The 19,269-nt window shown below is 46.8% G+C and carries 17 protein-coding genes and 2 pseudogenes; 6 read left to right on the forward strand and 13 right to left on the reverse strand.

Annotation, left to right across the window (positions count from 1 at the left end):
• Positions 1-62 precede the first annotated feature (62 nt).
• Together ABGV42_RS15690 and ABGV42_RS15695 are read right to left on the reverse strand one after the other, a co-directional pair.
• Complete coding sequence (locus ABGV42_RS15690) at positions 63-926, reverse strand: aldo/keto reductase (protein ID WP_431523653.1); 864 nt, start codon at positions 924-926, stop codon at positions 63-65.
• A 42-nt stretch (positions 927-968) separates the two neighbouring features.
• Positions 969-1,529, reverse strand: a complete 561-nt coding sequence (locus ABGV42_RS15695) for an STM3941 family protein (protein WP_347382466.1) — start codon at positions 1,527-1,529, stop codon at positions 969-971.
• A 332-nt stretch (positions 1,530-1,861) separates the two neighbouring features.
• On the opposite strand from ABGV42_RS15695, the gene ABGV42_RS15700 reads away from it, so the two are divergent.
• Both ABGV42_RS15700 and ABGV42_RS15705 read left to right on the forward strand, forming a co-directional pair.
• Entirely contained in the window at positions 1,862-3,859 is a 1,998-nt protein-coding gene (locus ABGV42_RS15700; RefSeq protein WP_347382467.1) for a S9 family peptidase, read from the forward strand.
• Between the two features lie 321 nt (positions 3,860-4,180).
• A complete protein-coding gene (locus tag ABGV42_RS15705) occupies positions 4,181-5,374 on the forward strand; it encodes a MalY/PatB family protein (protein ID WP_347382468.1) in 1,194 nt (397 codons plus the stop codon).
• A gap of 65 nt (positions 5,375-5,439) precedes the next feature.
• On the opposite strand, the gene ABGV42_RS15710 is transcribed toward ABGV42_RS15705, so the two are convergent.
• The 6 genes from ABGV42_RS15710 to ABGV42_RS15735 all read right to left on the reverse strand — a co-directional run bounded on the left by ABGV42_RS15710 (position 5,440) and on the right by ABGV42_RS15735 (position 11,266).
• Positions 5,440-6,042 (reverse strand): ABC transporter ATP-binding protein, encoded by a 603-nt coding sequence (locus ABGV42_RS15710; RefSeq protein ID WP_347382469.1) that lies wholly within the window; start codon positions 6,040-6,042, stop codon positions 5,440-5,442.
• Positions 6,032-6,985 (reverse strand): ABC transporter ATP-binding protein, encoded by a 954-nt coding sequence (locus ABGV42_RS15715; RefSeq protein WP_347382470.1) that lies wholly within the window; start codon positions 6,983-6,985, stop codon positions 6,032-6,034. Before ABGV42_RS15715 ends, ABGV42_RS15710 begins: the two co-directional genes overlap by 11 nt.
• A gap of 2 nt (positions 6,986-6,987) precedes the next feature.
• The gene (locus ABGV42_RS15720) at positions 6,988-7,968 is read right to left on the reverse strand and encodes an ABC transporter permease (RefSeq protein ID WP_347382471.1); all 981 of its coding nucleotides are present in this window, start codon (positions 7,966-7,968) and stop codon (positions 6,988-6,990) included.
• Positions 7,965-8,960: an ABC transporter permease gene (locus ABGV42_RS15725; protein WP_347382472.1), complete on the reverse strand. Its 996-nt coding sequence runs from the start codon at positions 8,958-8,960 to the stop codon at positions 7,965-7,967. Before ABGV42_RS15725 ends, ABGV42_RS15720 begins: the two co-directional genes overlap by 4 nt.
• A gap of 42 nt (positions 8,961-9,002) precedes the next feature.
• On the reverse strand, positions 9,003-10,646 hold the full coding sequence (locus ABGV42_RS15730; protein ID WP_347382473.1) for an ABC transporter substrate-binding protein: 1,644 nt from the start codon (positions 10,644-10,646) through the stop codon (positions 9,003-9,005).
• A gap of 389 nt (positions 10,647-11,035) precedes the next feature.
• Positions 11,036-11,266 carry a hypothetical protein gene (locus ABGV42_RS15735; protein WP_347382474.1) on the reverse strand — a complete coding sequence of 77 codons (231 nt, stop codon included), beginning with the start codon at positions 11,264-11,266 and terminating at the stop codon, positions 11,036-11,038.
• 338 nt (positions 11,267-11,604) lie between these two features.
• Between ABGV42_RS15735 and ABGV42_RS15740 the strand changes: the two genes are divergently transcribed.
• The 3 genes from ABGV42_RS15740 to ABGV42_RS15750 all read left to right on the forward strand — a co-directional run bounded on the left by ABGV42_RS15740 (position 11,605) and on the right by ABGV42_RS15750 (position 14,231).
• A complete protein-coding gene (locus ABGV42_RS15740; RefSeq protein WP_347382475.1) occupies positions 11,605-12,363 on the forward strand; it encodes a leucine-rich repeat domain-containing protein in 759 nt (252 codons plus the stop codon).
• A 253-nt stretch (positions 12,364-12,616) separates the two neighbouring features.
• Positions 12,617-13,192 (forward strand): sigma-70 family RNA polymerase sigma factor, encoded by a 576-nt coding sequence (locus tag ABGV42_RS15745; RefSeq protein ID WP_347382476.1) that lies wholly within the window; start codon positions 12,617-12,619, stop codon positions 13,190-13,192.
• Positions 13,182-14,231: a hypothetical protein gene (locus ABGV42_RS15750; RefSeq protein ID WP_347382477.1), complete on the forward strand. Its 1,050-nt coding sequence runs from the start codon at positions 13,182-13,184 to the stop codon at positions 14,229-14,231. Before ABGV42_RS15745 ends, ABGV42_RS15750 begins: the two co-directional genes overlap by 11 nt.
• Before the next feature lie 169 nt (positions 14,232-14,400).
• Here ABGV42_RS15750 and ABGV42_RS15755 read toward each other — a convergent pair whose 3' ends face one another.
• The 4 genes and pseudogenes from ABGV42_RS15755 to ABGV42_RS15770 all read right to left on the reverse strand — a co-directional run bounded on the left by ABGV42_RS15755 (position 14,401) and on the right by ABGV42_RS15770 (position 17,129).
• On the reverse strand, positions 14,401-15,033 hold the full coding sequence (locus ABGV42_RS15755) for a type 1 glutamine amidotransferase family protein (protein WP_347382478.1): 633 nt from the start codon (positions 15,031-15,033) through the stop codon (positions 14,401-14,403).
• A 75-nt stretch (positions 15,034-15,108) separates the two neighbouring features.
• Positions 15,109-16,070: pseudogene (locus tag ABGV42_RS15760) on the reverse strand (helix-turn-helix transcriptional regulator).
• A gap of 34 nt (positions 16,071-16,104) precedes the next feature.
• Positions 16,105-16,570, reverse strand: a pseudogene (locus tag ABGV42_RS15765) (NUDIX hydrolase).
• A 37-nt stretch (positions 16,571-16,607) separates the two neighbouring features.
• Positions 16,608-17,129: a GNAT family N-acetyltransferase gene (locus tag ABGV42_RS15770; RefSeq protein WP_347383261.1), complete on the reverse strand. Its 522-nt coding sequence runs from the start codon at positions 17,127-17,129 to the stop codon at positions 16,608-16,610.
• A gap of 229 nt (positions 17,130-17,358) precedes the next feature.
• Between ABGV42_RS15770 and ABGV42_RS15775 the strand changes: the two genes are divergently transcribed.
• Positions 17,359-17,838 carry an exosporium glycoprotein BclB-related protein gene (locus tag ABGV42_RS15775; RefSeq protein WP_347383262.1) on the forward strand — a complete coding sequence of 160 codons (480 nt, stop codon included), beginning with the start codon at positions 17,359-17,361 and terminating at the stop codon, positions 17,836-17,838.
• 263 nt (positions 17,839-18,101) lie between these two features.
• Here ABGV42_RS15775 and ABGV42_RS15780 read toward each other — a convergent pair whose 3' ends face one another.
• Positions 18,102-19,256, reverse strand: coding sequence for a stalk domain-containing protein (locus tag ABGV42_RS15780; RefSeq protein ID WP_347382479.1), 1,155 nt, complete (start codon positions 19,254-19,256; stop codon positions 18,102-18,104).
• Positions 19,257-19,269 lie beyond the last annotated feature (13 nt).

Genomic DNA, 19,269 nt, shown 5'->3' on the forward strand with positions numbered 1-19,269 from the left:
ATATGATCTGCTCTATCTTCAACCAAGCTAATTGGTGAATTAGCCCGGTGCACTTCGCCAATTTATACAACATCCAAAGGAACTTTACCTTCAGGTGCAGGGAATGCTTCATTCAACCGTTCCACTTCTTCGCTTGTTAAAACCATATCCATCGCTGCGGCATTCTCTGCCACATGAGACAACTGTACAGCTTTGGGAATCGCAAGCACATCCCCATCCCGGATAACCCAGGACAATGCGATCTGTGATGTGCTCACTCCATGTTCTGCAGCAATGTCGCGAATGACCGGATGCTCCAGCAGCTCGGTACGCAGCCTGCCTCCCTGAGCGAGCGGGCAGTACGCCATTACGGGAACATGCTTTTCCCGGAGCCAGGGCAGCAGATCCGTCTCAATGCCGCGCGAAGCCGCATGATACAATACCTGATTCACGGCGCAATGCTGGCCAGCTGGAACGTCCCATAACTCCTGCATATCCTCTGTGTCCAGATTGGATACGCCCCAACGCATGATTTTACCCGCTTGTTTCAGCTCTTCCAACGCTTGAACCGTTTCTTCCAGCGGTACGTTTCCACGCCAATGCAGCAAATATAGATCCAACCGGTCTGTCCCCAGACGCCGGAGACTGTTCTCACAGGCGGTAAGCATCTGCTTGCGATCTGCATGGTGCGGATAGACCTTGGAGACCAGAAAAACATCATCCCGGCAGTCCGCTATCGCTTCTCCGGTGACTTCTTCCGCCCCGCCTTCAGCATACATCTCTGCCGTATCAATCACCGTCATGCCAAGTTCAATCCCGTTACGCAATGCTCGTACCTCTTGTGCACGAGCTGTACGGTTTACTCCCATGTACCATGTACCTTGTCCTATTGCAGGCAGCGCCGTACCGTCAGGGAGCTGAACTGTACGCATCTTCTCTCCGTGTATCGCCACTTTGCATTCCTCCTATTCTATGTAGTATTTTCGATCTTATGAATTGTCGTCTTGGCCCGGCTTGTAGGCTTCACTCGCCCGCTTCCACCGTCCAACCATCATCATATACAGCTGTTCCAGCGGCAGCGACAGACTGCTCTGGGCAATACTCACCGTAGCATCCACCATCTGTGTATTCACGGTCATCTGCTTGCGTTTCACTCCAGTCTGACGATCCAGGAAGGCTTGCTCATCCCATAGTTTAACCCCGATCATGGGCTGCCCCATCAACTCATACATAAAAATGTTCTCTACATCTCTCCACGGGATGAAGCCTCCCGACGTATACGAGGAGGAGTCCACGAATCCTTGCTCATTGACGACAAAGGAAGGTTCCTTCTTCATGATCTTCACCAGGCTGTATCCGAGACAAAGTCCAAAAAACAGGACGGAGACCAGACCCACCACCGCGGAAATTACGGAATCCCCTGTATTGGAAGAATCACTGAACATCAAAAAAAATCCGGCCGCCACAAAAAGCGCAGCTCCTAACGCAAGCCATCCCATTCGTTTACGGCTCGGATATTCCACATGCTGTTGGTCATAGGATGTCGACAATCTCGTGCTCCTCCTTTAATTTGAACGAAATATGCAATGATTTATATCTTCTATATATGATTCGTAACGTTTGCAGCAAAGCAGAAAATACATAGGTCATTAACCAAAACAAACAAATTTCAAACAGCACAATCAGGCTCTAATCCATCTCGTTCCTGACAATTCAACCTTTAGGATTCGCCATACGTTCAGCAATTCCTTCTGGGCACAACATATGCAGAGCAGCAATCTTCATTTATGCAGAAGCATGTTGTCCTCCCCCCTGCTTTCCTTTAATATAAATGGAAAGGTTAGGAAATTACATTTGTGAATTCAAGGTGGGAGGACAATCAATGAACAGTCTGCGTGGCATCACATCGGAAGATCTTTTTGAGATTACATGGGTGAATGATCCAACCCCGTCTCCTGGAGGCGGACAGCTGGTATATGTAAGCCGGAAGACGAACGACAAACGGGACAGTTATTCTTCTCACCTGAGACTTCTGAATCTGGAGAGTCAGAAGGACCGGGCATTTACCTCCGGTGACAAGGATCACTCGCCCTCCTGGTCGCCGGACGGGTCACAGCTTGCCTTTTTACGGGAGCATGAGGGAAAAACACAAGTCTGGATCATTGCCGCAGATGGCGGAGAAGCACGACAAGTCAGCCAGTTGAAGCATGGAGCAAGCTCCCTCATCTGGTCTCCGGATTGCCAGGCGTTACTTGTGAAATCCTCTGTCGATATGCACAGTGAAGCTGAAGACGAATCCAATTCAGACAACAAACTGCCGCAAGAACTTGTTGTTGACCGAATTCGTATGAAATCGGACGGCGGAGGATTATGGAATGGCAGACGCACTCACCTCTTCCGCATCTCGGTTGACGGCGGTGAAGCCACTCCAGTTACCTCTGGTCATTTCGACGTCGGTGATTATGCATGGTCACCTGACGGAGCGGCCATTGCCTGGATTGCCCAGCTGCCGGAAGCAGGCGAGGAGCATAACGATTATGCACTGACCAATCATGTGTACCGCGCAAAACCAGATGGGTCTGACATACAGCAGCTGACTCCGGAAGGGTTCACCTTCAGCCGATTGGCTTATGCACCGGATGGACAATCTCTCGCCCTGCTTGCCAGTGATCGCTCTTACGGAAATGCCACTCTGGTGAAGCTCTATACACTCCCGATCTCGGGCGGTCAACCTCTGTGCCTGACCCGTGACTGGGACGTACAGATGAATCATAGTATCGTTGGAGATATGCGTGCCCACCTGACAACAACGGGGCCAATATTTACTCGTGACGGCTCTTCCATTCTCTGTCTGGCAACCGTTCATGGCAGCGTCCGAATCGCACGCGTTGCGCTGGATGGCAGTCAAGCGGAGTATGTATTGCCTGCGGAGAAAGAGTTTTATCAGTTTGCGGAACTGGAGAATGGTGACATTGTAGCGGCCGCTGCTGACACGCAAAGCCCAGGAGATCTCTTTTGGTATCCCAATCCGGATGATCACGGAGCCGAGTCCATCCAGCTGACTCGCAGCAATCCCCAGCTGCAGGGAGAAATCCGGCTCAGCGTACCGGAAACGTTCTGGTTTGATACCTCGGATGGGCTTCAGCTGCAGGGATGGATCATGAAACCAATCGGCATGGTAGACGGTGTCAAAATCCCAACCATTCTTGAGATTCATGGCGGTCCTCACATGATGTATGGCTTTACCTTTATGCATGAATTCCAGATGCTTGCTGCGCAGGGCTATGCCGTCGTATATACCAACCCGCGTGGTGGATTGGGTTATGGACAACAATTCGTGAATGCCTGTCGTGGTGACTATGGCGGTGGCGATTACCGCGACCTTATGGAGACCGTTGATTATGCCTTGTCCACCTATGAGTTCATTGATGAAAGCCGCTTGGGCGTCACCGGAGGCAGTTATGGGGGCTTCATGACCAACTGGATTGTTGGACATACAGACCGGTTCAAGGCAGCCGTCACGCAGCGATCTATCTCCAACTGGCTCTCTTTTTACGGTGTCAGCGACATTGGATATTTTTTCACCGAAGATCAGATTGGCGGCAATGCATGGGAGGATACGGAACTGTTATGGAAGCACTCCCCTCTGGCTTATGTAGGGAATATAAACACGCCCCTGCTGATCCTGCATGGTGAACAGGACCTTCGTTGTCCAATTGAACAAGCTGAGCAATTGTATATTGCCCTGAAGCGACGCAGACAAACGACCCGCCTCGTTCGTTTCCCTGGGGCTAATCATGAACTTTCCAGAGGCGGTCACCCGCATCTGAGAGTGAGACGACTTGAGCACATTGCCGGATGGTTCAACGAGCACTTATAAGTTATTCATGGGACAAGCCAAGTAGAGATATAACCATCGCAGGAAGGAAGTCATCGGGAAGATGGCGCTGCGATGGTTTTTTTATTTGTGTGAACTAAGCCTATTAGCCAAACAGCAGCTTTTATATAACGGTTAGAGTTGAAAGAGATCAAAAGACTACATAGGTCAGCATTGAAGTAAATGCTCAGTTGAATAAACCCAAGGAATTTGGACCATACCGTAGGGAGTTTAGAATCAGGTCAAGAGTTGCGAAAATAACGAATATATTAGATAATTATCTGTCGATTGTGGTCGAATGAACGGATTAGAAGGGGGAACCTAATGATGAAGAAAAACACATTTGATGAGCCGATTAATCGTCTCTCTACCGGTTCGGAAAAATGGGACGCACTTGAGGAAATCTTTGGCGTGGCGGATGCGCTCCCTATGTGGGTGGCTGATATGGACTTTGCCGCACCACCATCCGTTATCGAGGCATTGCAGGCACGGATGGAACATGGCATTTTCGGTTACACCATGCGTACGGATGCATATCACGAAGCACTAAGAGGATGGATGGAACGACGCCACAACTGGAACATCAACGATGATTGGGTTGTGTTTACACCTGGGATCGTTCCAGCCCTAAGCATTGCCGTTCAACGTTTTACGGCACCGGGTGATGCTGTTGTGATTCAAACTCCAGTTTACGCCCCCTTCTACGAAGTGGTACGTGGCCAGGACAGAGAATTGATGACCAATCCCCTCCGTTTCGAAGACGGACGCTATTCCATGGATCTGGATCATCTGGAATCCTGCCTGCAGACAGGCCGGGTGAAGATGCTCATCCTCTGCAGCCCTCATAATCCTGTTGGACGTGTATGGTCTCGGGATGAGCTTGAAGGCCTTGCTGCCCTGTGCGTGCAATATAATGTACTTGTGGTGTCGGATGAAATTCATGCCGATCTTGTACACCAACGCGGCACGCATACTCCGCTGTCCCAGATCTCGGAGGCCATCGCTGACCTAAGTATCATCTGCACGGCACCAAGCAAAACATTCAATATTCCCGGCCTATGCACCTCCAATATCATCATTCCGAACGCCTCCTTGCGTGCATCCTTTGCCCAGGGCGTCAAAACGATGGGCCTCGCCAGCATCAGCACACTGGGCGCCATTGCAGCCGAGGCTGCTTACAACGGAGCCGAACAATGGCTGGACGACTGCCTTGCCTATATTCGGGGAAACATGGAATACGTTCAGGAGTATGCGGCGAAGCACATGCCTGATGTAGGCATAGATTTGCCTGAAGCGACTTATCTGCTCTGGATGGACTTCAGCAAGCTGGGTGTTCCCCAGGAAGAACTTGTACGGCTGCTCCTGAACGAAGCAGGTCTTGCCTTTAACGACGGTACCGCATTCGGACCGGAAGGCACGGGATACATGCGGATGAATGTCGCCTGTCCACGGTCCACCGTTGAAGAAGCCATGCGCAGATTATCCCTGATGGTGAATCAATTGAACAAACAAAACTAATGCCTATAAAATAAGCCATCTTCCTCGATCAAGTCGAAGGAAGATGGCTTTTCTTATCATTACAGCTAGGTTACAGGCATGGGAATGATTCGGTCACTGAGTCTATTCAGCAGGTCCAGGTCATGACTGATCACAAGCAGCCCCAAATTACGCTGTCGCGCCGTTGTCATTACGGTATGCCAGATCTGGGCTTGCGTGATGGCATCCAGCATCGTTGTCATCTCATCCGCAATCAGGTAACGTGTTTCCTTGCCCAGTGCGCGGGCCACGCAGAAGCGCTGCAGCTCTCCACCAGACAATTCATCCGGTCTGCGATCCAGCCACTCAGGCTGAATGCCGAGAGCATTCAGAATGGGATGTTCCGCCATCTCGGCTTCATGTAACACACGTCGCATTCGCCAGCGTGGGTTGACTGCTTTTTCCGGGTGCTGAAATACAAGTTGAACCGGACAGACTCCAGCTCGGGGAAGCGGCTTCCCGTCCATCAGCACTTCTCCTGCCATTGGTTCTGCATACCCTGCCAGGATGCGTCCCAGGCTCGTTTTGCCAGATCCACTGGGTCCCCACAATCCTACAACTTCTCCCTGCTCCAGCTTCAGGTTCATATCCCGAAATATCCAATGGTTTTTGTCGTATCCATAGCTGACATTCCGTGCTTCAAGTGGCATGAATGCACCTCACTTCTCCGCCTCGCAGCTTCCTCAATTCAGGATGTTGATCTGTACACGCAGGGGTCGCAGCAGTACAGCGGGGTGCAAACGGGCAACCGCTTCCCCTCCGCTGATTCGCTAGTGGCTGAGAGCCCGGGATGGGCTGGAAGCCATTTTGCGGTAAAGCATTCCACAGTGCACGTGTATAAGGATGTCTCAATCCATCTCCTGTGTTCGTAAAATCCGCGACCTGTGCGATCTCCACACAGGAACCGGCATAGAATACAGCGATACGATCTGCTGCAGTCAGTGCCGAGGCAATGTCATGGGTAATCCACAGGATGCCTGCCCCCCGGTCAGCCATGTCCCGGAATTGCTTCATTGTGTCTGCCAGCACTTCGGGATGGATTCCCGGTGTCGGCTCATCTGCAATAATCAGCTTGGGCTCACCGGAAGTCGCCGTTGCCATGAGTACCCGCCGTGCCATGCCTCCGGAGAGCTCATATGGATACTTCTTGCTGGTTCCCTTGGGCAATTGATAGCGATCCGTAAGTTCCCTCTCAGCCTTATGCATCTGTAACCTGGAGGATTCCCGGCGCTCACCCGACTTCCGGTGAACTGGCTGAACCTGCTTACCTACCTTGAGCAGCGGGTCCAGGTGAGTAACCGATTGAGGGATGTACACCAGTTCATCTCCGCGCAGACGAAGCTGCCGCTCTCTCGTCAGCGGTTCTTCAGCATAACAGATCTGTCCCTCAAGCCTGGCACTGGCAGGAAGGATGCCCATAATCGCTTGTGCCAGCACGCTTTTGCCCGATCCACTTGCACCTACGACAGCTACAATCTCGCCTTCGTTCACGGTCAGATCCAGATCCTGAATGACCTCGCTCTCCTCATGTGCAAACCAGCCACGAGCTCGTCTAAATGAAACGGAGACCCCTTTTACTTCAAGAAGAGCCATGGTTATCCTCCCTCCCTTGAACTACCTGTCCCTGTCAACACTTTCAAACTGTTCCCGAGCACATCAAAGGCACGAACGACCAATAACAGCGCCAGCCCCGGGAAAAAAGCAAGCCACCACATGCCTGCGGACAGATATCTCATCGACTCTGACAAAATAATCCCAATGGCCGGTTGCTGCGGCGACAGCCCAAGCCCCAGAAATGTAATTGCAGCTTCATGCAGAATGGCATGAGGGAAGATCAGCAATGTACCCACGAACAACTGTGGAACCAAGTGAGGAAGCATGTGCTGTACAGCAATCCGAAACCGGGATTGGCCCAGCCTGCGGGAAATATGAATAAATTCTGCCGATTTCAGCTGAATCATCTCCGCACGAACAATCCGGGCCAGATTCGGCCAGTGAGTCAGGGCGATGGCAGTCGCCACACCAGGCAGGCCTCCACCGAAGACAAAGGCCAGCATCACGAGCGACACCAGATGAGGCACACTCAGGAACAGATCGATTAGCCATGAAACCACCCTGTCGGCAAGCTTGCCTGAAGCAGCGATCAATCCCAGCACTAGCGCCACGATCCCTCCTCCGCACGCGGCAAGCAAACCAACCTGAATGCTGGTCGTCAATCCCTTCAGCGTACGCATGAACATGTCCCGTCCCAACCAGTCCGTGCCGAAGGGATGTACCCATACCGGGGCCAAATTCCGGTCTCTCAACGAAGTTAGCGTGGATTCTGCGGGGAGTACGAACCCAGCCAGCCATACGATAACAATCCAGCCGAGCGCCAAACTCCCCCAGATCAGGGCTCGTTTGCGCGGGTTGGCATAGCTCCGCTGCTTCTCGAAACGAGAACGCCCAGAAGATAATCCAGCTTGACGCCTCCACGGGTTACCGTGATTCCGCTTCTCCGTTTCTTCAGATCTCCCTGACCGCAGCCGCGGCACAGTACGAATGGGTCTGGAGGACTGCTCCATTTCCTGCTTCATGTTAACAGTTCCTCCTTCATCCGCGGATCAATGAACCGATAGAGAATGTCTGCCAGCAGATTGCCGGTAAAAACAAAGATCGTACTGCACAGTACAAGTCCGAGCAGCAGCGGCACATCCCCTCGCAGTCCAGCCTGAACGGTGGCCTGTCCCAGGCCAGGATAAGAAAATACCTGTTCTGCAAGAACAGCTCCTCCAAACAGTTCACTAAATGAAGCAAACTGCAGCGTTAACGCAGGCAGCACGACATGTCTGAACCCATGCCTGCGGAACAGCTGCACGCCTCGTTCGCCCCTAGCTCTGGCGAAGAGTATATAGTCCGAATCCAGCACATCCAGCAGCTTCTGGCGGGTATGCAGGGCAATGGCTGCCACACCGGTCAGACTCAGGGTTAATGCAGGAAGAACCATATGTATGGCTCGATCTGTCCATGTGACCTGATCGGCTGCCATCCCTGCGGGAACCCCCAGGCCAACTGGAAGCCAGCCCAGCCACACGCCGAACAGCATGAGCAGCAGCAAGGCCATCCAGAATACCGGAGTGGAAGCCAGCGTATAGCAATACCAACAGATCAAGCGATCCAGCAAGGATTCCCGTTTCATTGCTGCGACTACACCCAGACTGAAGCCAATCAGTCCGGATAAAATCCATGCCACCGCCATAAGCGCAACAGAATTCAGGAATCGTTCCTGAATGATATCCGCAACCGGCTGCCTGTAGATCATCGACGTTCCCAGATCACCCTGGAGCAGCGCCTGTCCCCAGTTGAATAGACGCTGGGCAGGCGGGTCATTCAATCCCCACCGTTCTTCAATAAGACTTCGCTGCTCGGCGCTCACTCTGATCATGTCTCCCCCGATGTAGGCCTCAATCGGGTCCACAGGCGAGAACTGCATCAATATAAAAGCCACCACGCTGACTCCTGCCAACAGCGATAGGAGTCGCAGCAGCTTCACTCCAACAAACCTTCCCCATTCAAGAATGCCTGTCATACCATCTCTCCTCAATGTCGGTCAGAACTCGCACTATATTGCCTACTTCGAGTTATCATCCCAGGACCATTCCTCCAGATTGGATGTCACCGGCCAGCCATGTCCATGTGGGTGAATCTGTTGTTCACCAATGTTCAAGCCATCCTTCACCAGATACAGGTGATCAATATTGACCAGCCATGCCCAAGGGGCGTCGCCCTGATAACTGAATCCCGTCGTCCCGTCCCACTCTGCCTTCTGCCAGAACGGAAGGGCTTCCCCTTCACTCGTAGCTTGGAGAGCCTGCTGCATCCAGCTATCCACCGCCGGGTTGGAATACAGCCCCACATTGTAGTATCCCTCCCCCTTGTGCGTGCTGCTGTACAGATTGTAGGTTTCCAGCGGGTCATGACTTCCCCATCCGAATAACACGGCATTGGCGTAAGCCTGCTTTTTCGTCTCTTCACGGCTCTTGCCTTCCACATTGATTTTGATGCCAGCCTGGGCGGCCATATCCGCTGCAGCAAGGGCAATGGATTGTCTGGTCAGATCTCCTGCAAAATAGAGCAGGTTGAACTCGGCGTCCATACCGTTTTTCTCCACCACGCCATCACCGTCTGTATCTGTCCAGCCGCCAGCCGTCAGTATCCGCTGCGCTTCTTGAACATCCGCATCTGCGAATACAGCCTCCGGATTGCCCCAAGGCAGATCATCACTGACCGAATAGGCAGGACGACCATGACCCTCCAGCACGCCTTCAACCAATGCATTACGGTCAATGGCTACGTTCACCGCTTGGCGGATAGCAAGGTCGGACGTCACATCGTTCCCAGCAGGGAAACCATCAGCGGAAGTACCGCCCGCAGGCTGCATTGGGAACATGATTCCCCGGTTATCCACGGTTTTGACCGATTCCAGCGTCATGCCGCTTACCTCCTGCTTGCTGAATGCGGCGGGAATGGCTGCAATGTCAACTGATCCCGCTTGGGCTGCCGCAAAGGCTGCATCCTCGTCCAGGTAGAGAAATGTCAGTTTGCGGAATGCAGACTTTTGACCGTAGTATTGCTCGTTTGCTTCTACAATCGCCTGTTGTCCCTTATCCCACTGCACCAGCTTGTACGGACCGGAGCCGACAGGATGCTCAGCATAATCGGAGCCATAGGCATGTTCAGGCACAATTCCAAGTGTAGTCAGGATACTGATAAACGTGGACTGCGGAGACTTCAATGTAAACACGACCGTTGTTGAATCGGGAGCCTGCACTTCGGCCATATTCGTCAAATCGATAACCGATCCGCTGCTGGCCGCTGTTTCAAATGTGAACTTAACATCTTCCGCCGTCAGCGGTTCACCATCCGAGAACTTCACGTCATCCCGCAGGGAAATGGTCCATGTGAGCCCGTCTTCACTAACGGAATGGTCCGTTGCCAGGTCATTGACCAGATGCAGCTTGGCATCTCTTTTCAGTAGAGTACTCTGGAAAAGCGGCGAGCCGTACTGCCCCCAGCCTGTTGTCGGATCAAACCCGCCTTCCGGCTCTGTCCCTACCGCAAGCACCAGCTCATCCCTCGGGTGAGAAGCTGCAAGTGCCTGGCTCTCTTGAACCGATGAAGCACCTTGCGTACATCCTGCGAGTCCAACTGCACACAACAGCAAAAGACTAAGCCCTGCCTGACTTGAACGTTTTCTCCATGAAATTCCGTGCATGTTTCCCTTTTCCCCCTTTTGAAATTGACCACTTGCTCTCCTCTAGAAGGTGCAGCAATCCTCCCACCAGATTCGTTCCAGTTCATATTCGTGTTACTATTTTTAGCAATTGTAGCACAATAACAAAATTACGTGTCAATAAAGTTAACTTCAGAATCCATATATTTTCATTTATAAAGATGTTCAGAAGAATTGGACTGGAATTATTGAATTTCACAAATCAATAAGTAAGAATAGATGACAACAGAAAAAGACTGTTGGTGATGAACCAGCAGTCTAACTGAATAAGGATATGAAGTTACAGGATGAAGAGCTATATAAATAGGACCTCAATCATAAGCTTACCAAATGGCATACTCTCAAAACGTGGGCTATGAAATTGTGAATAACTACTTTGTTGACTTCTCTGCGGATACACTTAATGCACTTATTGAACCAAATACCCAAACAAAAGCTAAAAGATAAATCAATTTAACTTGGGTATCTTCGTGAAAAATCAGAATACAGAAGAATAGGATAACTCCTGCAATCATTTGAATAGACATCATTGATCTTCTGAAGTAGATTGGAGCGAAAAAACATATTATACCCGCTAGAAAAATAAACGGTTCTTCAGCCATGTGCCTGCACTCCCTTACTTTTTATGAGAAAGACCTCTATTACCATATCATGGAGTTGAAGAATGGAAATATGGAAACAAGTTACCACGCTCAACTGCTTGTTAGTTCAACCGGCAGCCGCTCAATTTTAAACCCCCTCCAAAAAATATCTGCAAACTCACTTATTTTTGTACAATGGATTCTGTCTATTATTATGATAATATAACAAGGTAATATGTTCCAGATCATGGTATATTTCTATTATTAAATCATATAAGGAGAGCGCCAAGAATCATACATAGTTGAGATCAACGAAATCAGAGAATGAATCCAAATACTAAATTTTTAAGGAGTTTACTATGCCTAATCAATTCGTAAAAAGTCTAATCGTATTGTGTTTGATGATTTTAGTAATACCAACCACAACCATTTTGGCAGCTTCAGTCGTTAAGGATCCAGTGTTGGCACAAGTCATTCGAGCAGATCTGAAGCTATCGGGTAAAAAAGAACTGAAAGCAAGCCATCTAAAAAAATTAAAATCCTTGTATTCAATGGATGGAAAAAGTAAGATTTCAAGTCTGCAAGGACTTGAATATGCAGTTAACGTAGTGGAATTAGTCCTACCCGGCCATAAAATCAAAAATATAAAACCAATTTCCAAGCTGACAAAAATAAACCTATTGGCTTTAGACGGAAATCAAATTACAGATCTATCTCCACTTTCAGGATTACGCAATTTGGAAAGTTTATTGATTAGCGATAACCAAATAAGAAGTCTAGAACCTTTGAAAAATTTACGCCATCTTACAAGTTTGCTTGCCAGCGGGAATCAGGTATCGGACTTAAGGCCCCTTCAGAAGACGAATCTTGAATGGATCATTATGGACCATAATCGGATTCAGGATTTGACACCATTAAAGAACCATCCAACTTTACAATATCTTTATCTGCAAGATAACCTCATTCAGGATATTGCTGTGCTTGAAACGATTCCTCATTTAACCGAGGTATATCTAGGCAATAACCCGCTGAATGAGCATGCGGAGCAGGTCGTAAAAAATTTAGAGAAGAACGGAGTCATTGTAAGCCTGGAGATCAATGAAGCAGATGAATCTTAATAAATCACATACAGCACAAATAAGGCCGTTATATATTAACGACCTTATTTTTGTATGGCAAAATCAACTTAAGTCAGACGAGCGTATTTCCACTCGTTATTGCAGCTCTTCACTACCTCCTCAATCAAGGGAAAATTCGACTACCGATTGTTCGTTAGTCCAGTGCAAACAAAAAAATAAAAAAAGAACCGAACCTTTTTCTGAAAGAGAGACAATATAGTGTGTAAGCTGCTTACTCAGGAGGGCCCTCTGAATGGAAAGTGAATATATGTATCAATTACTCACAAAAATGAAAGATGGTGATCAACAGGCGTTTCACACGATGTATGATGCCACTTATCAGGACGTCTATCGGACCGTTACCTTTCTGGTGGATCATCAGCAGGATCGGGAAGATGTCATGAATGAGATTTATATGCAAATGTGGACCTCACTGGCCAACTACGATACGAGTAGACCTTTTCACTTCTGGTTGCACGGCTTGGTGATCCGTCAAGTGCAGAGATTTCGGGTCAAGAGCTGGCGGAGATTCCGAATTTTTGAACGCATCTGTTCCTTCTCTCGGGAAGAACCTCATTGGGATCAACCTTCTGTGTTGACGAGTGGGACGAACGACATGATATCGCAGGCCATTAAGAAACTGACCGACAAACAGCGAACGGTGATTATCCTCCGCTTTTTTCATGACTATACGCTCGAGGAAACTGCGACTTTGCTCGATATTCCATTGGGAACAGTCAAGTCGAGATATCATGCTGGCCTGCAGGCGCTTCGAAAAAACATTTGGAATCTCCCCCCAGAAAGGATGGAAAAGATCAATGACTATTGAACGCAAAATCCGTGAACATCTGCACAAAGAAGCCGAAACGGTGGAGTGCCCACCGGCCATTTCCAATCGAATAGAACAATTCTATTCTCAATATTTGCAACAAAAAAGGAGCGGAAGACCCATGAAAAAACGTTTAATTGGTGGAATTGTTGCTGTTGCTATTTTGATTCCAAGTGCAGCATTTGCTGCACCTACCTTGATTGATATGCTTACCAGAACACCATTAACTACTGAGCAAGTCAAGGCGGATGAGTTTGGCAAAGCAGCACTTGAGAAACTGTACAGCGCATTTCCCGAAACAAAAGCGTTTGAGATCATCGATGCAAGCAACGTTCAAGGTGTTCAAACAAGCATCATCCTGCAGGAGAAGGGAGGGACCGGCAAAAAAATTACACTTCATACAAACGGTATTACCGGTGCGATTGAACACGTGATTCAAGAGAATTGGGAGCCTAAGGAGAAGCCGCTCACTGCTCTTACCGATCAGGAAATCATATCGAAGGTAGATTCTCTCATTGATAAATTGTATGGTAACATCGAACAGTACGAGTTTTCTATGGAGCAAATGGAGAACTCGAATCAAAAAACATTTATATTGAATTACAGCAAAAAAGGATCAACAACACCGTTCTACCAGGTATTTGTTCAGGGCAATTCCATCAGTGTTTCTCTGATCGGAGTTGAGACTACACCGCCAAACAAGGTAGAAGGTTTCTTCTCTACAAATGGTAAACCAGATTATTTTGCCGATGCCTATCTAAATGATGAAAAACTGTTTGCTTTACTTGAAATCAGCCCAGAAGAATTAAAACAAGAACTAGCAAAGGGTAAATCTGTTGTGGAGGTTGCAGCATCCAGAAATGTCTCAAAACAACAAGTGATTGACGTCATTGCAAAAACGCAGGCTGACGGACAGATTCAAGGTGAAAAAAATGGCGATGTTCCAAAAAGCAATCGTTCAAATGAACAAATGTTAAAAGCTGTTGAACCCAAAGTATTACAAGTGATTGAGCACAAAACAGAAACACCATCAAAGTGATAATCCACTAACTAGCGAGGATGTACGCGTTAATATTGAGTGGATAAAAAGTAATAAGAGGCCGGTATCCTTATCATCCAGGAAACCGGCCGCTTTTAGATCAAAAGAGGCTTGGCGTACCTCGCAGCTTGTTGGCTGCATGCTATGATAAGCAAGTTGATTTTTCAGCTCAACTATTTATTGAACTCATTAACTCGAAGAAGTATTCAGGTTTATGAGTCTTATTTAGGTTATACCATGCATGTAATGTATCTGGAGCAAATACATCTAATGTTTTCAATACTTCCATCGCAAATTCCAGAGGAGCTATTCCTGAAGCAGTAACTAAATTCTTATCCGATACCGCTGGTCCCATCTCATAGAACTTTTCTCCTTTATAATTAGGACATACCATTTTAGTGTATTCTAAATTATTACTTGTATGCTTTCTAGTATCTAAGTATCCCCTATTCGCAAGGGCCTCCGTTGCACCACAAACTGCTGCTACAATAGTGCCAAGCTCTAAAGCTTGTCCAATTCTCTCCAATATGGGTTGATGAATTTCTTCATTCCAAGTAGTCCCTCCTGGCAAAATTAAAAGATCTTTACTCTCAAGAGTACATTCATCAAGGGAAATATCTGGTTTTATGCTCAGTCCTCCCATCGTAGTAATCATTTCTTGATTAGCTCCTACTGTAATTACTTTTAAAGGTGCTACATCTTTTTTGAAATACCTTCCCGATTTTAGTTCAGCAACTAAATATCCATATTCCCAGTCCGACATCGTATTAAATACATATAGAAAAACTTTTTTGGTTTGCATCCAATAACACTCCAATCCCAATTGATATAGCCAACTATAGCATGACTTCACTGACACCTAGCGTCAGGGAAGTCATCAATTTTGATGAAAATGTATTAACTCCGACAAAACCTCAATCATTCTTTTCTTAAGGCTTATGGGCTCAACAATTCGAATAGATTTACCGTACGATAAAAGGAAATAAGGTACAAATGTATGTATCATATCTTTCTCAAAATGAAATACGGCTTGATTTGAAGTCCGCTCTTGTAAATAATGTCCTAAAAACCAATGTTGGCATATATCAGCTAATACACTTTTATCCCCGTTAATAACCAAAGAAATAGTCTCTTCCTTATCTTCTATAGTTGGAAGAAAGTTTTTCATAAAAAAGGTACGTGCTGAAAAATTTTCTGGCTGGTCAAACTTATTTTCGGTTAGCATTAGATCTTCAATTCGATCTACTCTAAAACTACGGATGTCACTCCTAAGATGACAAAATCCGATCACATACCACTTGTTATTCCAATAGATAAGTCTGTACGGATCAACCAATCTATCATTTACTTGCTTCTCGCCACTTTTATGGTGAAGATTTTTACTGATTACCTGTCTGCTACGGCCTGCTCCAACTCCTTCAAAAAGGGCTGCATAGAGCGTGAACTTAATCGACTTATGACTTCAAGACTAGTTAAATGTTGGTTTATCTTGGTTTCCTGCTCTTGATTTGAGTATTTACTTAGTTTTGAAATGGCCCTATTTAATGCTTCACCTCCATAATATCCGGCTTCTTCTGCGAAAACTGCAGCATGAAATAGTGAAGTTTGCTCCTCAAAATCAAAAAAAAGAGGAGCCTCAATAAAATTGTTCATTAAAGTGTATCCACCGTTATGTCCTGGTTCTGAAATGATAGGTACGCCACTTGTTGAAATGGTATCGATATAACGATACACAGTCCTTATGTTCATCTCTAACTTTTCCGAGATTTGTTTTGCAGTAATTTTTTCACCTGATCGAAGCATCCATAGAATTGCTAGCATGTTGTCTATTTTAGGCACGTCATTCCACCCCTATATAAATTCTCTTGTTAGTTTAAACCATGTTCTCCAGAGAGCTGTTGAATAAGGATAACGAGTATTCCTTTTGAGAGATCAAATTTTGGGTGATCCGTTGTATGACCTCTTTATCGCGGAGCTCCAGAAAATCTGGGATCAACAAATCCGCAGGTGCTATCCATTTCGAATCAATGATCTCCGTTGGATCTAACTGAAGAGAACCACCGATGATCTCACCAATAAAATGAAATTAAAATAACCTGATGATTTGTACTACTCATGAAATTGTAAATACCTGTAGTGGCTGTAAGTTTAACATCGTACCCGGTTTCTTCCTTTGCTTCTCGACGTGCTGCCTCTAGAATATCTTCATGATATTCGATTCTCCCTGACGGGAAGTTCCACGTATTCCTGACAGTTGCTTTGTTTTCCTTGATCATAAGCAGCTTATCTTCATGTATTATCGAAACACTCACAACCAAGACAATCCCGTTTTGAGTCACGCTGAAAAACCTCCATAATTAGAAAATCAATCTACCCTCATCCGAACTTACCTTCTGGTCCCCGATGTTCTCGATGTAAGAAAAAATATATCAACTGGTCTCTTAATTCTGTTTCTCGTTCAAAATCTAGTTTTCTCAGCAAGCTTATTGATTTTTCATTATCCTTCTCAACCGTGGCTTCGATGAAATTCAAGCCCATCTCTTTGAATCCAAAATCGATAACTGGCTTCAATGCTTCTTGCATAAGTCCTCTTCCCCAATATTCCCTCGCTAAATCAAATCCGATTTCAGCTCTAGGTTGTTCCCCTTGAACCCAGCAATGAAAGCCACAAGTTCCAATTAATTTCGCATCGCTTTTGCTGAAAATCCCCCAGCGACAACCCGTATCCTCCAGATGAAATCTTATTATGTCTTCAGCTTCATCTCTGTCTTTACACGGACTTATGTCCATCAATCTGGTAACATCCTCATCTGAAAAATGCCTTAATACGGCTTCAGCATGATCTAGGGTAAGAACAACCAGCTTCAACCGATCTGTAACAATGTCAGGAAATATCATGGACAATTCTGATGACCTCCGTTAAATCAATTTTTCCAATATTTAGACTAACACATCATGCAGCTATCCTGCTTAATAACTTACCGGTGTCACAGGTGCAACGGGCTCTCCTGGGTCTACCGGTGAGACGGGTGCGACGGGGGCTCCGGGCACTACCGGTGTAACCGGAGCAACTGGAACAGCTGGTGCTGGAGCTATTATTCCTTATGCGTCTGGACGTCCAGTTGCGCTGACTACCGTATTAGGAGGACTGTTGAATACCTCCAGTTTAGTTGGATTTGGCAACAGTGCTTCAGGTGTAAGTGTCAACGGAGGAATCATTGATCTCACTGGCGCTGCAGGCACCTTGCTAAACTTTGCTTTCTCCGCATCCCGTGCAGGAACAATTACTTCACTGGCTGCTTATTTCAGTACGACAGCTGGGCTAAGCTTGGTTGGATCCACAATAACCATCACTGCACAACTATTCATATCTACTACACCAAATAACTCCTTTACGGGCGTACCGGGTGCTGTAGTAACCTTGGCGCCTTCATTGACCGGTGTCTTGGCACTCGGAACAATATCCATCGGATTGACAACAGGACTTAGCATTCCGGTAGCTGCCAGTGACCGCCTGCTTATGGTGTTCTCGGCATCAGTAACAGCGGGAATTGATGTGGCTACAACTTTGGCCGGATATGCAAGCGGCGGACTTAGCATCACTTAACGTGGAGTTCAGTTTCATATTAAATTAAGATACAGAGACCCTTCGCCGATCTTGGCAGGGGGTCTCTATCTATGTAAGAGCACACAAGTGGACTATTTTGCCCGCTTGCTGAACAAAAGCAGCCAATCATATTGATCAGCTGCTTTCTTTGTTTTAACGCTATCTTTTCCCATTAGTTTAATGATGGTCTGCATATTCTACTCTTGTTTTGAAGCATGGTCCTTGCGTCCTTATCTTCAAAGATTATTCTGTAATTATGCTACTTAATTTTTGAAAATCACGACCATATGCTTGCTTCCCATATATTCAACCGAAGTATTTAACTGCTCCGCCACAAAACGAACAGGAACGAACGCACTGCCGTTCTTCAGAAGTAAAGGAGCATCTTGCATCACTATTTGCTGGTTTACTTTGACCTGCCTGTTCCCTACAACCCAACGAATCGTTTTACCATCCTTCTGAATCGTTACCTCTTTGGTGCTCTGGTTCCAATTCACGGCTGCCCCAAGCTTCTCGGAGATGAAACGGATCGGCACATAGGTACGTCCCGTCTGAATAAATGGCGCTGCAGTAATACGATAAGCACTTTCTCCAACATAAGCAGTCGTGCTGCCGATCACCAAGCGCTGTGTCTTACGCTGACCGCCAGGCAACTCATTTCCTGCCATTTTCACAAATAATTTATATGTTTTCGATCCCTTGCTTAAATCTAAATAGTTATTTTGCAGTGCAAGTGGTTCAATGAATGCACCCGTATCATAATACGGTAAAAAACCACGTTGTTGGAGCGGCTCTAAATCCCAGACTCGATTGTTTTTCAAATAGAGGTAAGACAATCTTTGAAGATTTCTCAACGGCTCCAAATCATAGATCTGGTTAGAAGATAAATCCAGAGAAAGTAAGTTAGTTAATTTAGATAACGGAGCAAGATCTTTGATGTTATTATTCGCAGCATCGAGTCTCCAAAGATTAACCAATCCTGCTAGCGGCTTTAGATCTGTGATCTTGTTAGAACTTATGGACAACGTATTCAGATTAACTAGTCCCGCTAGCGGTAAAAGATCATTGATTTGGTTGCTAGTTAGAGATAAATCTGCCATCTTCGTTAACTTCCCAAGGGGCTTAATATCCTCAATTTGATTGCCACTCAAATCCAAAGTCGTCACATTGACTGCATACTCCAAACCCTGCAAACTCTTAATTCCTTTACCCGATAGAGGAACGTCGGTCAGTGACTCTAAATCCTCTTTTGTTAGGGATTCATCGTCGTTTTTATTCAATAATGACTTAAGCGCTTGTTCTAGATTGAGATCCTCAAAAGCCAAAGGCTGTTGGTTAGACGCCTCCATGTAGGCCTGTCCCGGTAAGCCCAAACATAGGACAAAAATAATTAATAATCCAGCAAGGTATTTTTTCATTCTGACCATTCCT

It is taken from the genome of Paenibacillus pabuli, from assembly GCF_039831995.1.
Lineage (GTDB): Bacteria > Bacillota > Bacilli > Paenibacillales > Paenibacillaceae > Paenibacillus > Paenibacillus pabuli_C.